The organism is Streptomyces sp. NPDC127177 (assembly GCF_042672475.1).
Taxonomy (GTDB): Bacteria; Actinomycetota; Actinomycetes; order Streptomycetales; family Streptomycetaceae; genus Streptomyces.
The window spans coordinates 16,508-32,033 of record NZ_JBHXUW010000014.1 but is presented as its reverse complement, the minus strand read 5'-3'; the positions used below and the strand labels follow the sequence as shown (position 1 = coordinate 32,033).

At 69.3% G+C, this 15,526-nt stretch carries 12 protein-coding genes; 4 read left to right on the top strand and 8 right to left on the bottom strand.

The annotated features are described in order from the left end of the window. Window positions 1–69 precede the first annotated feature (69 nt). The 6 genes from ACFVJX_RS11285 to ssd form a co-directional block, all read right to left on the bottom strand. Window positions 70–399 (bottom strand): TadE family type IV pilus minor pilin, encoded by a 330-nt coding sequence (locus tag ACFVJX_RS11285; RefSeq protein WP_384126350.1) that lies wholly within the window; start codon window positions 397–399, stop codon window positions 70–72. Window positions 400–523: 124 nt separating this feature from the next. After that, a complete protein-coding gene (locus ACFVJX_RS11280) occupies window positions 524–730 on the bottom strand; it encodes a DUF4244 domain-containing protein (RefSeq protein WP_384126348.1) in 207 nt (68 codons plus the stop codon). A gap of 70 nt (window positions 731–800) precedes the next feature. Further along, window positions 801–1,664, bottom strand: a complete 864-nt coding sequence (locus ACFVJX_RS11275; RefSeq protein WP_384126221.1) for a type II secretion system F family protein — start codon at window positions 1,662–1,664, stop codon at window positions 801–803. After that, window positions 1,661–2,518, bottom strand: coding sequence for a type II secretion system F family protein (locus ACFVJX_RS11270; RefSeq protein WP_384126219.1), 858 nt, complete (start codon window positions 2,516–2,518; stop codon window positions 1,661–1,663). Before ACFVJX_RS11270 ends, ACFVJX_RS11275 begins: the two co-directional genes overlap by 4 nt. 20 nt (window positions 2,519–2,538) lie before the next feature. Further along, on the bottom strand, window positions 2,539–3,687 hold the full coding sequence (locus tag ACFVJX_RS11265) for a TadA family conjugal transfer-associated ATPase (protein WP_384126218.1): 1,149 nt from the start codon (window positions 3,685–3,687) through the stop codon (window positions 2,539–2,541). Continuing rightward, window positions 3,684–4,745 (bottom strand): septum site-determining protein Ssd, encoded by a 1,062-nt coding sequence (gene ssd / locus ACFVJX_RS11260; RefSeq protein ID WP_384126217.1) that lies wholly within the window; start codon window positions 4,743–4,745, stop codon window positions 3,684–3,686. The genes ACFVJX_RS11265 and ssd overlap by 4 nt, the downstream gene beginning before the upstream one ends. A gap of 565 nt (window positions 4,746–5,310) precedes the next feature. Between ssd and ACFVJX_RS11255 the strand changes: the two genes are divergently transcribed. Beyond that, entirely contained in the window at window positions 5,311–6,144 is an 834-nt protein-coding gene (locus ACFVJX_RS11255) for an HAD family hydrolase (RefSeq protein WP_384126216.1), read from the top strand. A gap of 570 nt (window positions 6,145–6,714) precedes the next feature. On the opposite strand, the gene ACFVJX_RS11250 is transcribed toward ACFVJX_RS11255, so the two are convergent. Further along, window positions 6,715–7,539, bottom strand: a complete 825-nt coding sequence (locus ACFVJX_RS11250; protein ID WP_384126214.1) for an oxidoreductase — start codon at window positions 7,537–7,539, stop codon at window positions 6,715–6,717. Between the two features lie 102 nt (window positions 7,540–7,641). Here ACFVJX_RS11250 and ACFVJX_RS11245 point away from each other — a divergent pair, with 102 nt between their 5' ends. Further along, window positions 7,642–8,637 carry an ATP-binding protein gene (locus ACFVJX_RS11245; protein WP_384126213.1) on the top strand — a complete coding sequence of 332 codons (996 nt, stop codon included), beginning with the start codon at window positions 7,642–7,644 and terminating at the stop codon, window positions 8,635–8,637. Window positions 8,638–8,703: 66 nt separating this feature from the next. Here ACFVJX_RS11245 and ACFVJX_RS11240 read toward each other — a convergent pair whose 3' ends face one another. Then, entirely contained in the window at window positions 8,704–10,059 is a 1,356-nt protein-coding gene (locus ACFVJX_RS11240; RefSeq protein ID WP_384126212.1) for a hypothetical protein, read from the bottom strand. Between the two features lie 309 nt (window positions 10,060–10,368). Between ACFVJX_RS11240 and ACFVJX_RS11235 the strand changes: the two genes are divergently transcribed. Next, window positions 10,369–13,284, top strand: a complete 2,916-nt coding sequence (locus tag ACFVJX_RS11235; protein ID WP_384126210.1) for a SulP family inorganic anion transporter — start codon at window positions 10,369–10,371, stop codon at window positions 13,282–13,284. A 192-nt stretch (window positions 13,285–13,476) separates the two neighbouring features. Next, window positions 13,477–15,474, top strand: coding sequence for an acetate--CoA ligase (gene acs / locus ACFVJX_RS11230; protein WP_384126209.1), 1,998 nt, complete (start codon window positions 13,477–13,479; stop codon window positions 15,472–15,474). Window positions 15,475–15,526: the final 52 nt, after the last annotated feature.

The following is a 15,526-nucleotide window of genomic DNA, read 5'->3' as shown; positions in this document are numbered from 1 at the left end:
CCAGGAGCCCCCGCAGCCACTGGCCCGACGCCGGCGACCGACGGTCCGGCGCCCGCCGACCGGGCCGCATCACGACGCCGCCCCTGCCATGTCCTCGGCCGACGCCACAGCCTCCGCCCTCAGCGTGACGGCCAGCGGGCCTAGGCCCGGGGTCGGTGCGGTCACGCTGACGCGCCACAGCTCCCCGGTCCGTTCAACCTCGATCCCCGCGCGGCCGGGCGCCGCCGAGAGCGCGGCCTCCCGCACCTGCGCCTCCGGTTCCGAGCGAGCGGCCGCCCGGGCCCCGGCCCGTGCCGCGTCGACGCAGCGGATCTGGGCCGAGGCTGCCATCAGGGCCCACAGCAGGGCGAGGGCGAACACCGCCAGCACCGGAATCGCCATGGCGGCCTCCGCCGTCACCGCACCCCGGTCGCACCACCGCCCCTCTGCCCGCCCCTTCCCGGACCCCGTCGCCACGGCCCGCCTCTTCCCGGGCCTCGCAGCCGCTACCGAGTCGCTCTCGCAGCCGCAGTCACAGCCGCGCTCAGAACTTCGCATCGAGAGCGCCCTTCAGCAGCGATTGCAACTGCGCCATGACCGGCGCACTGGTGACCACCTTGTAAAGCACCGCGGCGAAGGCACAGGCGGCGATCGTTCCCACCGCGTATTCGGATGTCGTCATTCCGCCGTCCCCGCGAACCCCGCGCACCCTCCGCGTCAGACTCTGCGCCCAATTCATAACTTTCTGCATCATTTCAGACCCCCGTGCGATGTATTTCTACCGAAAATGACCCATCGAGCTGATTGACCTCTTCACGGCGTCAGGGACTCAGCAATCCCTTCGCCAGACCGATCACCACAGGCGCCACCCCCACCGTGAGAAACGCGGGAAGGAAGCAGAGCCCGACTGGTGCGGTGATCATCACGGCCGCCCGCTGTGCCCGCGCCACGGCCGCGCTCGACCGCTCGGCCCGCATCGCCGCGGCCAGCCTCGACACCGGCTCCGCCGCCGGAGCGCCGGTCGCACCCGCCCGGTCCAGGCACCTGGCCAGGGCGTCAGCTCCCGGTATCGCGCCGAACCTCCCCCAGGCGACTGCGGGTTCTCCACCGAGCCGGATCTCCGCGGCTGTTCGCGCCAGTTGCTCACCGACCGGGCCGCCGAGCGACTCCCCCACCGCCTCTGCCGCCTCCCGCGGGCCGGCCCCGACCGAGATGCAGGCGGCCAACAAGTCTGCAGCCAGGGGAAGCTGACGTGCGGCCTCCGCCGCCTCCGCAGCTTCGTGGGCCGCCAGGTGCGGCTTCTCCCCAAGCCGGGACCGCTGCCAACGCCATGCGCCGTACCCCGCCGCCAACCCGACCGCCCACCCCGGCAGGCCGCCCACCAGAATCCACCCCGCGGGCACGACACAGAGCGCCGCTGCCCACTGCCTGGCCGGGGCAGCGGGCACCCGACGGCCCAGCCGCATCAGGACCCGGCCGCCCCATCCGGTGCGGCCGTCTCCACTGGCGCGGCCGGCCGGACGCACCGGCGTCCGCGCATCCACCCCAAGGATCTCCCCGCCGCGGCGGCGTACCAGCTGCCCCGCCCTTCGGTGGGCCATCACGAACGCCAACTGGGTGCACGCGCCCGCCACCGAACCAATCGCCCCCAGCCTGTGGACCACTTCACCGGCCCCCGCACTCATACCGCTTCTCCCGCCCGGACGATCCGGCCGGCCCAGAGCAGACCGGCCGCCTCCAGCAAGCAGCCCATCACCAGGCAGACCAGCCCGGCCGGACTGTGCAGCAGAACTCTCAGCGGGTCCGCCCCGAGCGCCGCGCCAAGCCCCGTGCCCAGCACCGGCAACACCGCCAGCACCGCGACCGTCGACCACGCTCCGGCCAGTTGTGCCCGCAGTTCCTCCCGTCGGCGCCGCTCGGCCCGTAACGCGCCCTCCAGCCGGTCCAGGCCGGCCGCGAGACCGGCGCCGCCGTCCACCGCCACCCGCCAGCAGGCGGCCAACCCGGCGAGTCCCTCGAGGCCTGGTTCACCCGCCGCCTGGCCCAGCGCTCCCGGGACGTCGCCCCCGAACCGCGCCGCAGCCGACACACCGGCCTCGGCAGCACCCATCACCCCCGTTCCCCGCACCGCGACAAGGAGCGCCTGTCCCGGCTCTCGGCCGGCCCTCAGCTCGCCCACCACCGCACCGCACAGGTCCACCACCCCGTCGGCCCTGCGCTCACGGTCCTTGCGTGATTCCCTTCTCCGCAGCCACCGCCGCACCAGCGGCACCGCGGCAACCCCCGCGATCACCGGCAGCACGGATTCGCCCAGAACCGCCAGCACCAGTGCCACCGGCAGACACAGCCACTCCCGCCGCTCCCTCAGCCACCCCCGGAGCACTCTCAGGCTGCTCTCCCACCACTCCCGGTGGGGCGACTCCGCGTTCCCGTCGACGAACAACGCCCTTGCGCGCCCGCGCCCTTGGCCCCGTCCGGCCACCGCCAGCCAGGTTGCCGCCCCCGCGCACAGCGCCGCGGCGTGCACCGCATCCGGCATCCCCACCTGCGCACCGCCGCTCACAGCTCACCCCCGATCAGCGACCGCAGCCGCTCCCAGCCGCGCTCCCGCTCGAATCCGGCCGTGCTCCACCGCAGTGCCGGTACCGTCACCACCAGCCCCGCCGGATCCCGCTCCAGCACCTGGATTTCGGCAATCCGCCGCAGACCGGCCCGGTCCCGTACGAGATGGACCACCACCGACAACGCCGCCGCCAACTGGCTGTGCAACGCCGCCCGGTCCAGCCCCGCAGCGGTCCCCAACGCCTCCAGCCGGGCCGGTACATGCTCGGCCGCGTTGGCGTGGACAGTGCCCGAGCCACCTTCATGTCCCGTGTTCAGAGCGGCCAGCAGCTCCGTGACTTCGGCGCCCCGCACCTCCCCGACCACCAGCCGGTCGGGCCGCATGCGCAGGGCCTGCCGCACCAGGTCCCGGAGCGTCACCCGCCCGGCACCCTCCTGGTTGGCGGGGCGCGACTCCAGCCGGACCACGTGGGGATGGTCGGGGCGCAGCTCAGCCGAGTCCTCGGCGAGCACGATCCGTTCGCGGTCCCCCACCACGCCGAGGAGGCTGGCGAGCAGCGTCGTCTTCCCCGCCCCCGTTCCTCCGCTGATGAGGTAGGAAACCCGGGCCCGCACCAGCGCCCTCAACACCTGGTCACCACCCGGCGGTACGGTCCCGGCCGCAACCAGCTCGCCCAGCGAGAATGCTCTGGGCCGGACCACGCGTAGCGACAGACAGGTCGATCCGACCGACACGGGCGGCAGCACCGCATGCATCCGGGTGCCGTCCGGAAGCCGAGCGTCCACCCAGGGCCTGGCATCGTCGAGCCGGCGTCCCGCCACAGCCGCGAGCCGTTGCGCGAGCCTGCGCACCGCAGCCGCGTCGGCGAAGGCGACTCCGGTGAGTTCGAGTCCACAGCCCCGGTCCACCCACACGCGGTCGGGTGCGGAGACCAGGACGTCGGTGACCGCGGGATCAGCGAGGAGCGGCTCCAGTACCCCGGTCCCGATCAGCTCTCCGCGCAACTCGTCGGCAACGCCCAGTACTTCCGCGTCGCCGAGCAGCCGCCCCTGCGCCCGCAGCGCGGCCGCCACACCTGCCGGGGTCGGGGCGGCTCCGCTCTGCGCCAGCCGCTGCCGCACGGCGTCGAGCAGCGCCTCGGTCATGAGGGGCCCCCGACGGACGCTCCTCCTGTGCCCTCACTGGCGAAGGCCCGTTCCCAGAAGGCCGAGCAGAACCTGGCAAGCGGGCCGCGGGCACTGCCGCCGGGCGGTTCACCCATGTCCTGCTCAGCCAGCAACCCGGGTTCCAGTGGGAGTTCACCAGCCAGCGGAAGGCCCATGGCGTGGGCTACCCACTGCTCGTCGAGGCCTGACGCGTAAGGCCCGCGCGCCACCACCCGGATGTCGTCGAGCACCATCCCGGCCATCGACGCCACGCGTTTCGCCGCCGCGACCGCCCGCAGTTCGCCCGGCACCACCACTAGCCCGAGGTCCAGTTGTGCGAGTGCCTCGGCCACCGCCTCGTCGACCCGGCGCGGCAGGTCCACGACCACCACCCCACCGAGCCTGCGCGCGGCGGCCAGCACCGCCTGCATGGCCGGAGCCGGGATGACCACCCAGTCGTCCCGGCCCCAGCTGAGCACCCGAAGGCCGTGCAGCGCGGGCAGCGACTCCTCCAGGGCACCGCCACCGACCCGCCCCTTCGAATGGGCGAAATCAGGCCACCGCATACCCTCGGCCCGTTCGCCCCCGAGCAACACATCGATGCCGCCGCCGAGCGGGTCCCCGTCGATCAACATGGTCCGGCGCCCAGTCCTCGCCGCTGTCACCGCGAGCGCGCATGCCAGTGTGGAAGCACCGGCACCGCCCCGGCCGCCGATCACCCCGACGGTCAGCGCCGGCCTGCCGACGCCTTCCGCCGCGTTGGCGATCTGATCGACGAGCCAGGTCTCCGAACCGGGCAGCCGCAGCACGTACTCCGCCCCGATCTCCACGGCCTGGCGCCATACGTCGGGCGTGTCCTGATCGCGCCCGACAAGCATCACGCCCCGCCTGCGCGCCACACCGCGGCATCGCGCTGCCGCGTCGTCCCCGACGAGGACCATGGGAGCCCGCTCCCAGCCCCCTCGCCGGTCCGGCACTGAGTGATGAACCTCCGGCTCCGCTCCGGCGGCGGCGCACAGCCGCAGCAGATCGTCGAGCAGATCCACATCCTCGGTCACGATCAACGGTCCGCCCCGCCGCGCTCCGACCGCCGGCAATCCGTCCCGTGCACTGGATTCAGCCACGATCCCAGCCCCCTTCTTCGCACACCTTCACCACGGCTCGCGGTGATCTCGGAGCGTTCCGAGAACGGTGATTCCGCAGCCCGTGGACTTCACGGGTGGAATCACCGTGCAGCGCTTCAGGAAATCGTGTGGATCTTGCTCAAAAACTGTGGACAACTCCACCGTTGTGAATAACTCCGTCACTCAAACCGGGGACTTCCGGAGAGCAGCCCTTCCATCACACACCGTGACGGTGCAAGGTGGTGTGAGTCCACACAGACGGGGGCCACCACGGCCGAGAAGGAGGAGAAATGCGTGATTCCGAGCGACAGAAATGCGTCCGGACATGCGACGACCCCCGCCGGGGGGGAGAGCGGGGGTCGTCCCCACGGCCGACTCGGGGGGGGAGGAGTCGGACCGGGTTAGCACGGTCGCGAACGATCCGTGACTTCCATGGTGTACCCGAGAGCCTTCTCAGGCAAACCCACGCGCCGGAGTTTACGCCGAATGGTGGGCCCCTATGCTCTGCCTTGTGGAAAACTGCTTCTTGCCGCGTACAGCAGCCTTCTTTGACCTGGACAAGACGGTCATTGCGAAGTCTTCGACTCTGACCTTCAGCAAGTCCTTCTACCAAGGCGGGCTGATCAACCGCCGTGCCGTACTGCGCACTGCGTACGCACAGTTCGTGTTCCTTGCCGGAGGTGCGGATCACGACCAGATGGAGCGGATGCGCGAGTATCTCTCAGCGCTCTGCAAAGGCTGGAACGTCCAGCAGGTGAAGGAAATTGTCGCCGAGACCCTGCACGATCTGATCGACCCGATCATCTATGACGAAGCGGCGACGCTCATCGAGGAACATCACACCGCCGGACGCGATGTGGTCATCGTCTCGACGTCCGGAGCCGAGGTCGTCGAACCGATCGGCGAGCTGCTCGGCGCCGACCGTGTCGTCGCCACACGCATGGTCGTCGGCGACGACGGCTGCTTCACCGGAGAGGTCGAGTACTACGCGTACGGCCCGACGAAGGCGGAGGCCATCAAGGCGCTGGCCGTGTCCGAGGGCTACGACCTCGAACGCTGCTACGCCTACAGCGATTCGGCCACCGATGTGCCGATGCTGGAATCCGTCGGCCATCCGCACGCGGTCAACCCGGACCGCGCCCTGCGCCGCGAGGCAACCCTCCGGGAGTGGCCGATTCTCGTCTTCGACCGCCCGGTCCGGCTCAAGCAGCGACTGCCGGCCTTCCCGCCGCGTCCGGCACTCTTGGCCGCGGCGGCGGTGGGCGCAGCCGCCCTCACGGCCGGAATCGTCTGGTACAGCGCCCGCCGGCGTACAGCTGCGGCATCCGTGTGACACGGACCATCGACGAGCTCGGCTGCGGGACCCGGATTCCCGCCTGCCCACTCCGGCAGACCGGCCCGCACGCCACCCGGATTCCCCGGCCCCGCCCATCGAGCGGCCTCGCCGCGCGCGAAATTTCCTCATGCCCAATTGAACCAACTCGTCCGTAATTGAACACAAAAGTAAAGAAGTACCGCCAGCACTACCGCTCACCCGGCCCCTGGAGTACAAAGGATTCAACGGCCCGCGAGACCAAGGACATCCGTGAGGATGACCTGTTAACGCAGAGAAGGCCCCACGGACCGCGCATGAAAGCCGAGCACCCACGCGACGTCGACCCGTCGATTACGGGCCAGCCGCACCAGGAACGGGCGAAGTACCCGACCTGATGGGCATATATCGAGGACGCTTGGTAACTGGGCGGACATGCCAGCGGCGGTACCGGAGTCGGTACCGCCGCATCATTTTCCGTCCTTTTCGTCTCTTCGCCTGACGCTCCCGCTCGCTTCAGCCACCCGGAATCCCAGGCCTTCCGCCCCGTACGGACCGGCACAGACGGCTCGACCCGTGCCGCATGGCTCGTTAAGCGGCGCCACGCTGGAGCGCCTCGCACACCGCGGTCGATTCCCTGACACCGAGCTCCGTCGCACGCCCGCAGTGGGTGATCCAGGCCGCCATGCCCTCCGGTGTTCCCGACAGATACCCCTCGAAGGCCGCTACGTACGCCGCACGCCCCTGCTCGGCATGGCCGACCTCCGCCGGGCAGATCGATTTCGGATCCAGCCCGCTCCCGATCAGCACGATCCGCTCGGCGGTCCGCGCGACCAGGCCGTTGTACGAACCGAACGGACGCAGGGCCAGAAGCTCGCCGTGTACGACCGCGGCCGTCACGAGGGCGGGCGCCTCACTCCCCGAAAGAATGAGCCCGCTGAGCCCCTCCAAGCGCCCCGCCACCTCGTCGGCGTCCGGCAGCGGCGACTCGATCAGCGGCTCGTCCACCGGTTCACCCGCCAGCCGGGGGCGACCGACGGCGTCCTCGGGCGCCGCGCCACCGGCCGCCACCAGGTGAAGCCGCGCCAGGACCCGCAAGGGCGACTGCCGCCAGATGGAGAGCAGTTGGCCTGCTTCGGCGGTCAGCCGCAGTGCCGCACCGACCACCCGCGCCTCACTGTCCCCGGTGAAGTCCGTGCGCCGGCGCACCTCCTCCAGATTCCAGTCGGCACCTGAGAGTGCAGCCGACCCGCGGGCACCCCTCAGGGCGGCCTCCGCGGTGACCTCGTTGCTGCGGCGCCGCATGACACGGTGCCCATAGACGCGGTCGACAGCCTTGCGCACGGAGTCCACCGCATCCGTCACGCCCGACAGGGTGCCGAGGGTGGCGAGCGGGTCCGAGGAAGTCGTACTCATAAGTAGCGAGGCTACGCGCCCGCCGCGCAGCTACCGCCCCCGAGTGGCCTTCTTCACGAAGTTCGACAACGTAAAGCAGTCGAGCGACTACCCTAGGTGAACATGAAGATCGCTTTCGTAGGGAAGGGCGGCAGCGGCAAGACCACGCTGTCCTCGCTCTTCATCCGCCACCTTGCCGCCAATGAGGCCCACGTCGTCGCGGTGGACGCCGACATCAACCAGCACCTCGGGGCCGCGCTCGGCCTCGACGAGGAGGAGGCCGCGGCGCTGCCCGCCATGGGAGCGCACCTGCCTCTGATCAAGGAGTATCTGCGCGGCAGCAATCCCCGCATCGCCTCGGCCGAGACGATGATCAAGACGACGCCGCCCGGCGAGGGCTCGCGACTGCTCCGCGTCCGCGAGGAAAACCCGATCTACGACGCCTGCGCCCGCAGGGTCGGGCTCGACGACGGGGACATCAGGCTGATGGCCACCGGGCCGTTCACCGAGTCGGACCTGGGGGTGGCCTGCTACCACTCCAAAGTCGGCGCGGTCGAGCTCTGCCTCAACCATCTCGTCGACGGGCCCGAGGAGTACGTCGTGGTCGACATGACCGCCGGCTCGGACTCCTTCGCCTCGGGGATGTTCACCCGCTTCGACATGACGTTCCTGGTCGCGGAGCCGACCCGAAAGGGAGTCTCGGTCTACCGCCAGTACAAGGAGTACGCGAGGGACTTCGGGGTCGAGTTGAAAGTCGTCGGCAACAAGGTGCAGGGCGAGGACGACCTGGAGTTCCTGCGCGCCGAGGTCGGCGACGACCTGCTGGTCACCGTCGGCCACTCCGACTGGGTGCGGGCCATGGAGAAGGGCCGCCCCGCCCGCTTCGAGCTGCTGGAAGCTGACAACCGGATGGCCCTGCAGGCCCTGCAGAACGCCGCGGAGGACTCGTACGAGCAGCGCGACTGGGAGCGCTACACGCGGCAGATGGTGCACTTCCATCTGAAGAACGCGGAGAGCTGGGGCAACGAGAAGACCGGGGCCGACCTGGCCGCCCAGGTCGACCCGGCCTTCGTGCTCGACGAACGCAGCGCCCGGGCCGAGGCGGCCCAGCCGGCGTGAGCGGCGGTGCCCGGACCGCGTCCGGTCCGGGCACCCCGTCCCGGCAGCTCGGCCGGACCGTAACCCCTACTTGTCGTCGGCGGCCTTTCCGGCCGAACCTGCAGGAACCTTCGCGGCGGCCTGCCCGGGCTCCTGCTCCTTGCCCTTCTCCTTGCCCTTCTCCTTGCCCGGGCTCGCGGCCCCGCCGAGGAAGTCCGTCCAGCTCTTCCGAGGCGGCGCCTCGCCGACCTTCAGCGTGCCGAGCTTCGCGAGCGTCGCGGGATCCTGTGCGTCCAGCCAGTCCGCCAGCTGCTTGAAGGAGACGCAGCGCACGCCCTCCTTCGTGCAGACCTTCTTGATCGTCTCCTCGATGGCACGCATGTACGTGCCGCCGTTCCAGGACTCGAAGTGGTTGCCGACGATCAGCGGGGCCCGGTTCCCGTCGTAGGAACGGTCGAAGGCATTGAGCAGGCCGTCCCGCATCTGGTTGCCCCAGTACTCGTGCTGGTCCGGGTCACCCTGCGTCGTACCGGACTGGTTGAACATGAAGTTGTAGTCCATCGAAAGGGTCTCGAATTCGCGGCCCGGCACCGGGACGAGCTGCATCGAGAGGTCCCACATGCCGTTCTTCTTCTTCGGCCAGACCTGATCGTTCACACCGCTGGAGTCGTAGCGGAAGCCCATCGAGCGTGCTGCCGCCACCAGGTTCTTCTGCCCTTCCAGGCAGGGGGTGCGGCCGCCGATGAGTTCCTTGTCGTAGTCGAAGGGCAGCGGCTTCAGGCCCTTGAGCTCCGGGTCGTTGGACTTCCAGCCCTTCACGAAGGACTTCGCCTGGCTGATCTCGCTCTTCCACTCGTCGACGGACCAGGTACCGACGCCGCCGTCCTTGCCGCAGAAGTGGCCGTTGAAGTGGGTGCCGATCTCGTTGCCGTCCAGCCAGGCACCGCGGACCTGGGTGAGGGTGTCCCGGATGCCCTTGGTGTCGTTGAAGCCGATGTCGGAGCTTCCTGCGTTGTGCTTGGGCGGGTCGTAGAGCTTCCGCTTCGCCTCCGGAAGGAGGTACACGCCGCTCAGGAAGTACGACATCTGCGCGTTGTACTTCTTGCCTACATCCCGGAAGTGCGAGAAGAGTTTCTGGCTGTCCTCACCAGCGCCGTCCCATGAGAACACCACGAACTGCGGCGGCTTCTGACCGGGCAACAGCCTCTTCACAGCCGGCTGCTTCGGCTGGAGACCCGTGAAGGACGTCGAACCGTCGCCGATGAGCCGGAACACGCTCTTGGGGGCCTCACCCGCGGCCTTCTTCTTCGCCCCGGCGGCACCATTCGCGGCACTGGGCCCGGAGGTGGCCGAGCCGGAACCGGACCCGGAGCAGCCGGCCATGGCCGCCACCAGCGCGACGGTCATGACGCCCAAGGCGATCCTCTTCGTGGCGGCCATCATCCGCCCACCCTCTTCCTTGCAGGTTCGATTGCGCTGATTCCTTGCAGGTTCGATTGCTCTGAAGTGCCGACGCGGCGCGGTCAAACTCGCACGCACTGCACACAGATCCGAGCGACAGGCCGAATGAAAAGCTGCCTATTCACCGGAATGGGTGATCGGATGGCCCATTTGCCCTCAATCATGGACACAGATCTTTACTCTCCATTACGATCTGTTTACCGAGAGTTGAGATATCCCGCCGCTGCACGCCGTGACCCACGGCCGCGTCCCACATTCCGCGACCGCGCTGCCCCGGAGGAGACGGGAACCATGTCTGCCTGCGTCCCTACTCGTCATGACCACTCATCCCGCAGTTCGCGACCTCCCCGTTCATCGGGGGTCAAGCGACCTCACAGCCCGCCACCGCCGCATCGCGGCGGACGATTCCGTATCGCGGGCGCCGACCTGTCCGCATCGATCACCGTCTTCCTTCTCGCCATCCCCATGTCGCTCGGCCTGGCCGTCGCCATGGACGCACCGCTGGAAGCCGGTCTCATCTCCGCCGCCGTCGGTGGCATCGTCGCCGGCCTGCTCGGCGGCACCCCGCTCCAGGTCTCCGGGCCGTCCGCGGGACTGACCGTGGTGACCGCCGAGACGATTCAGATCTACGGCTGGCGCACCACCTGCGCGATTACCATCGGCGCGGGCCTGCTGCAGATCCTTCTGGGTACGCTGCGGGCCGCTCGCAGCGCACTCGCTGTCAGCCCCGCCATCGTGCACGGCACACTCGCCGGAATCGGTGTGGCCATCGCACTCGCTCAGCTGCACATCGTGCTCGGCGGTTCACCGGAGAGCTCAGCCGTTGCCAACGCCCTCACACTTCCGGCCCAGTTGAAAGAAGTGGGCCCTGCGGCGCCACTGATCGGCGGGCTCACCATCGCGATTCTGGTCCTGTGGCCCCGCATTCCGGGGCGGGCCGGCCGAACCATGAGAAGAATTCCGGCGGCCCTGGTCTCCGTGGCCGTCGCCACCGCTGTGGCGGCGTCGGCGGCTCCGTCCATCGCCCGGGTCGATCTGCCGTCCTGGCGCTCGCACGCCCTGCCCGAAATGCCGCAGGGGCCTGTACTCGGCCTGGCCACGGCCGTGTTCACCATGATGCTGGTGGCAAGCCTGGAGTCCCTGCTCGCCGCTGTCGCCGTCGACAAACTCACCGCCGACCGGTCCGGCAAGCGGTCCTCCGGACCGGCCGTCGAGCCGGAGTGCGATCAGCCGGACAGTCGGCCGGCCAAGCGCCCGACCGACAGAGCCGAACCCGACCCGGATCGGCCACCACCGCCCGTCAAACGCTCCGACCTGGACCGGGAGCTACGCGCACAGGGCATCGCCAACGCCGTCTCCGGTCTGCTGGGCGGGCTGGCGGTCTCCGGTGGTGCGGTGCGCAGTTCGGCGAACGTACGGGCCGGGGCGACAAGTCGCGCCTCCACCGTGCTGCATGGCGTCTGGGTGCTCCTCGCCACCGGTCTGCTGGTCACCGCGCTGGAGTGGATCCCGCTGGCCGCCCTCGGCGCGCTCGTGATGGTGGTCGGCATCCAGATGGTGAATTTCGCGCACATCCGTAACGTCCACAGACACCGGGAATTCGTGGTGTACGGGGCGACGATCACCGGGGTCCTGCTCTTCGGCGTCCTCAAGGGTGTGGCCATCGGGATCGCCATGGCCGTCGGCGTCGCCCTGCACCGGCTGGCACGGACCGGAATCACGGTGACCGAGCAGAGCGGACAGCATCTGGTCGTCGTACGCGGACAGTTGACGTTCCTGGCTGTTCCACGGCTCAACCGGACGCTGGGCCAGTTGCCGCAGGACGCGGATGTGGTCGTCGAGTTGGACTGCTTCTTCATCGATCACGCGGCATACGAGATGATCCGGGACTGGAGCAAGGCCCATATCGCCCATGGCGGCCGGGTCGTCTTCGCCGGCAGATCCGGTGGCAGAATCGCCGAGCCCGCCTCCGCTGCGCACTCCTGCTGCCGCCCCTGGACGCCATGGCGCAACCACCACTGCCACGACCGGCCCGAGCACGTACTCGACACCGGCACCCGCACCCGCACCCGCACCCGCACCCGCCACGAACGCCCTGCCACCGCCGCCACCACCACCGAGGCCTCCGCTACTACCCCGGACCCGAGCGCGGCCCCGAGCACGGCCACGAGCGCAGCCACGGTCAAGGGCACGACAACCGGCCCCCCACCGCCCCACCATGGCCCCACTGACCCTGCTGGCTCTGCTGACCCCACTGGCTCTTCTGAGCCCACTGAGCACACTGAGCACACGGATGACGACCGGACACTCCCGGGCGACGCAGCCGACTACACACCGGATCACGCCGCCCCACCGCCACGCGGGACGGGTGGGCACCGGCTGGTCAGCGGTCTCAGCTCCTTCCAGCGCAATACGGCCCCCCTGGTGCGTGAGGAACTGGCGAGGCTGGCCAGAGAGGGGCAGACCCCTTCGCAGCTGTTCATCACCTGCGCGGATTCCCGCCTGGTGACGAGCATGATCACTGCAAGTGGTCCGGGCGACCTCTTCACCGTGCGGAACATCGGCAATCTGGTGCCGCCGCCGGACTCCGAGACGGCTGACGATTCGGTGGGTGCGGCGATCGAGTACGCGGTGGACGTCCTGGGGGTGGAGTCCATCACCGTCTGTGGTCACTCCGGCTGCGGCGCGATGAACGCACTGATCGGCGCCGGGCCCGACACCCCGGAGACCCCTCTGTGGCGCTGGCTGCGACACGGGGTGCCCAGCCTGCAGCGGATGGCGTCCAGAAGCCACGCATGGGCTCGGATCTCCGGCCGGCTGCCCGCCGATGAGGTGGAGCAGCTCTGTCTCACCAATGTGGTGCAGCAGCTGGACCACCTGCGGGCCCATGGATCGGTGGCCCGGCGCCTCGCGGAAGGCACGCTCACACTGCACGGCATGTACTTCCATGTGGCCGAGGCGCAGTCGTATCTGCTGACCGAGGGCATCGGCGCGGGCCACGGCATCGACGAGGTCTTCGACCGGATCGGCCCATCCGTCCCCTTCGAACTCTACGATCCCGAACTCTACGATCCCGGACAACACGATCCGAGTGCCCCGAACGACCCCGTCACCCAGCACGACCCCGTCGGCACCGAGTCCCGCTCCGGGTCGTGCGACCGGGCCAGCCCGCACGACCCGGCCGAGTTGGCGCGTACCGGGGCCTGAACCGGGTACGCCTCGGGTCCGTGAGACCTTGTGGTCCCGCCTCCGTAACGCCGTGCACCCCGCGCCACCGCACGGCACTCGTTGTTCTTCTCCACCCTGCCGCGGAGGCGGGACCGTGCCTCCATACACGAAACACAGGTCTAAACCAATTCCCGGCAGACACTTGTCACCCGGCCTTTGGCCTGATGAGCTATGCCCTGGGACACAACGGACACCCTGGGAATGGGAGATGTCGTGAGCAACGAAAGCCTGGCCAACCTGCTCAAAGAGGAGCGGCGGTTTGTGCCGCCTGCTGATCTGGCCGCGAACGCCAACGTCACCGCCGAGGCGTACGAGCAGGCCGATGCGGACCGGCTGGGCTTCTGGGCCGAGCAGGCCCGCCGCCTGACTTGGGCCTCGGAGCCGACCGAGACGCTCGACTGGAGCAACCCGCCCTTCGCGAAGTGGTTCGCGGACGGCACACTCAACGTCGCCTACAACTGCGTGGACCGCCACGTCGAAGCAGGCAACGGCGACCGCGTCGCCATCCACTTCGAGGGCGAACCCGGCGACAGCCGCGCCATCACCTACGCGGAACTCAAGGACGAAGTCTCCCGCGCAGCCAACGCACTGACCGAACTCGGCGTCGGCAAGGGCGACCGCGTCGCCGTCTACCTCCCGATGATCCCCGAAGCCGCCATCGCCATGCTGGCCTGCGCCCGCATCGGCGCAGCCCACTCGGTGGTCTTCGGTGGTTTCTCCGCCGATGCCATCGCCGCCCGGATCCAGGACGCCGACGCGAAGGTCGTCATCACCTCCGACGGCGGCTACCGGCGCGGGAAGCCCTCCGCGCTCAAGCCCGCCGTCGACGACGCCGTCGCCCGGATCGACAGCGTCGAGCACGTCCTGGTCGTGCGCCGTACCGGACAGGACACCGCCTGGGTCGAGGGCCGCGACGTCTGGTGGCACGAGATCACCGCCCGCCAGTCCACCACCCACACCCCCCAGGCATTCGAGGCCGAGCAGCCGCTGTTCATCCTCTACACCTCCGGCACCACCGGGAAGCCCAAGGGCATCCTGCACACCTCGGGCGGCTACCTCACCCAGGCGGCCTACACCCACCACGCGGTCTTCGACCTCAAACCGGAAACCGACGTCTACTGGTGCACCGCCGACATCGGCTGGGTCACCGGACACTCCTACATCGTCTACGGCCCCCTCGCCAACGGCGCGACCCAGGTCATGTACGAGGGCACCCCCGACACCCCCCACCAGGGACGCTTCTGGGAAATCGTCCAGAAGTACGGTGTGACGATCCTCTACACCGCACCGACCGCGATCCGCACCTTCATGAAGTGGGGCGACGACATCCCCGCGAAGTTCGACCTCACCTCGCTACGCGTCCTGGGATCGGTCGGCGAACCCATCAACCCCGAAGCCTGGATGTGGTACCGCAAACACATCGGCGCCGACAACTGCCCCATCGTCGACACCTGGTGGCAGACCGAAACCGGCGCGATGATGATCTCACCACTGCCCGGAGTCACCGCGACCAAGCCCGGCAGCGCCCAACGCGCCCTGCCCGGCATCAGCGCCACCGTCGTCGACGACGAAGCCCGCGAGGTCCCCGACGGCGGAGGCGGCTACCTCGTCCTCACCCAGCCCTGGCCCTCCATGCTCCGCACCATCTGGGGCGACGACCAACGCTTCCTCGACACCTACTGGTCACGCTTCGAAGGCAAATACTTCGCGGGCGACGGCGCCAAGAAGGACGAGGACGGCGACATCTGGCTCCTCGGCCGCGTCGACGACGTCATGCTCGTCTCCGGACACAACATCTCCACCACCGAGGTCGAGTCCGCACTCGTCTCCCACCCCTCGGTCGCCGAAGCCGCCGTCGTCGGAGCCACCGACGCAACCACCGGACAAGCCATCGTCGCCTTCGTCATCCTGCGCGGCACCGCAACCCCCTCCGACGACCTCGTCACACAACTCCGCAACCACGTCGGCACCACCCTCGGCCCGATCGCCAAACCCAAACGCATCCTGCCCGTAGCCGAACTCCCCAAGACCCGCTCCGGCAAAATCATGCGCCGCCTACTCCGCGACGTCGCCGAAAACCGCGAACTCGGAGACGTCACCACACTCACCGACTCCTCCGTCATGGACCTCATCCAGACCCAGCTCCCGTCGTCCTCCTCCGAGGACTGAGAGCGGTCCAGGCAGACCGCCGGCGGAGGCGGGGCCTCACCTCCACGAAGGG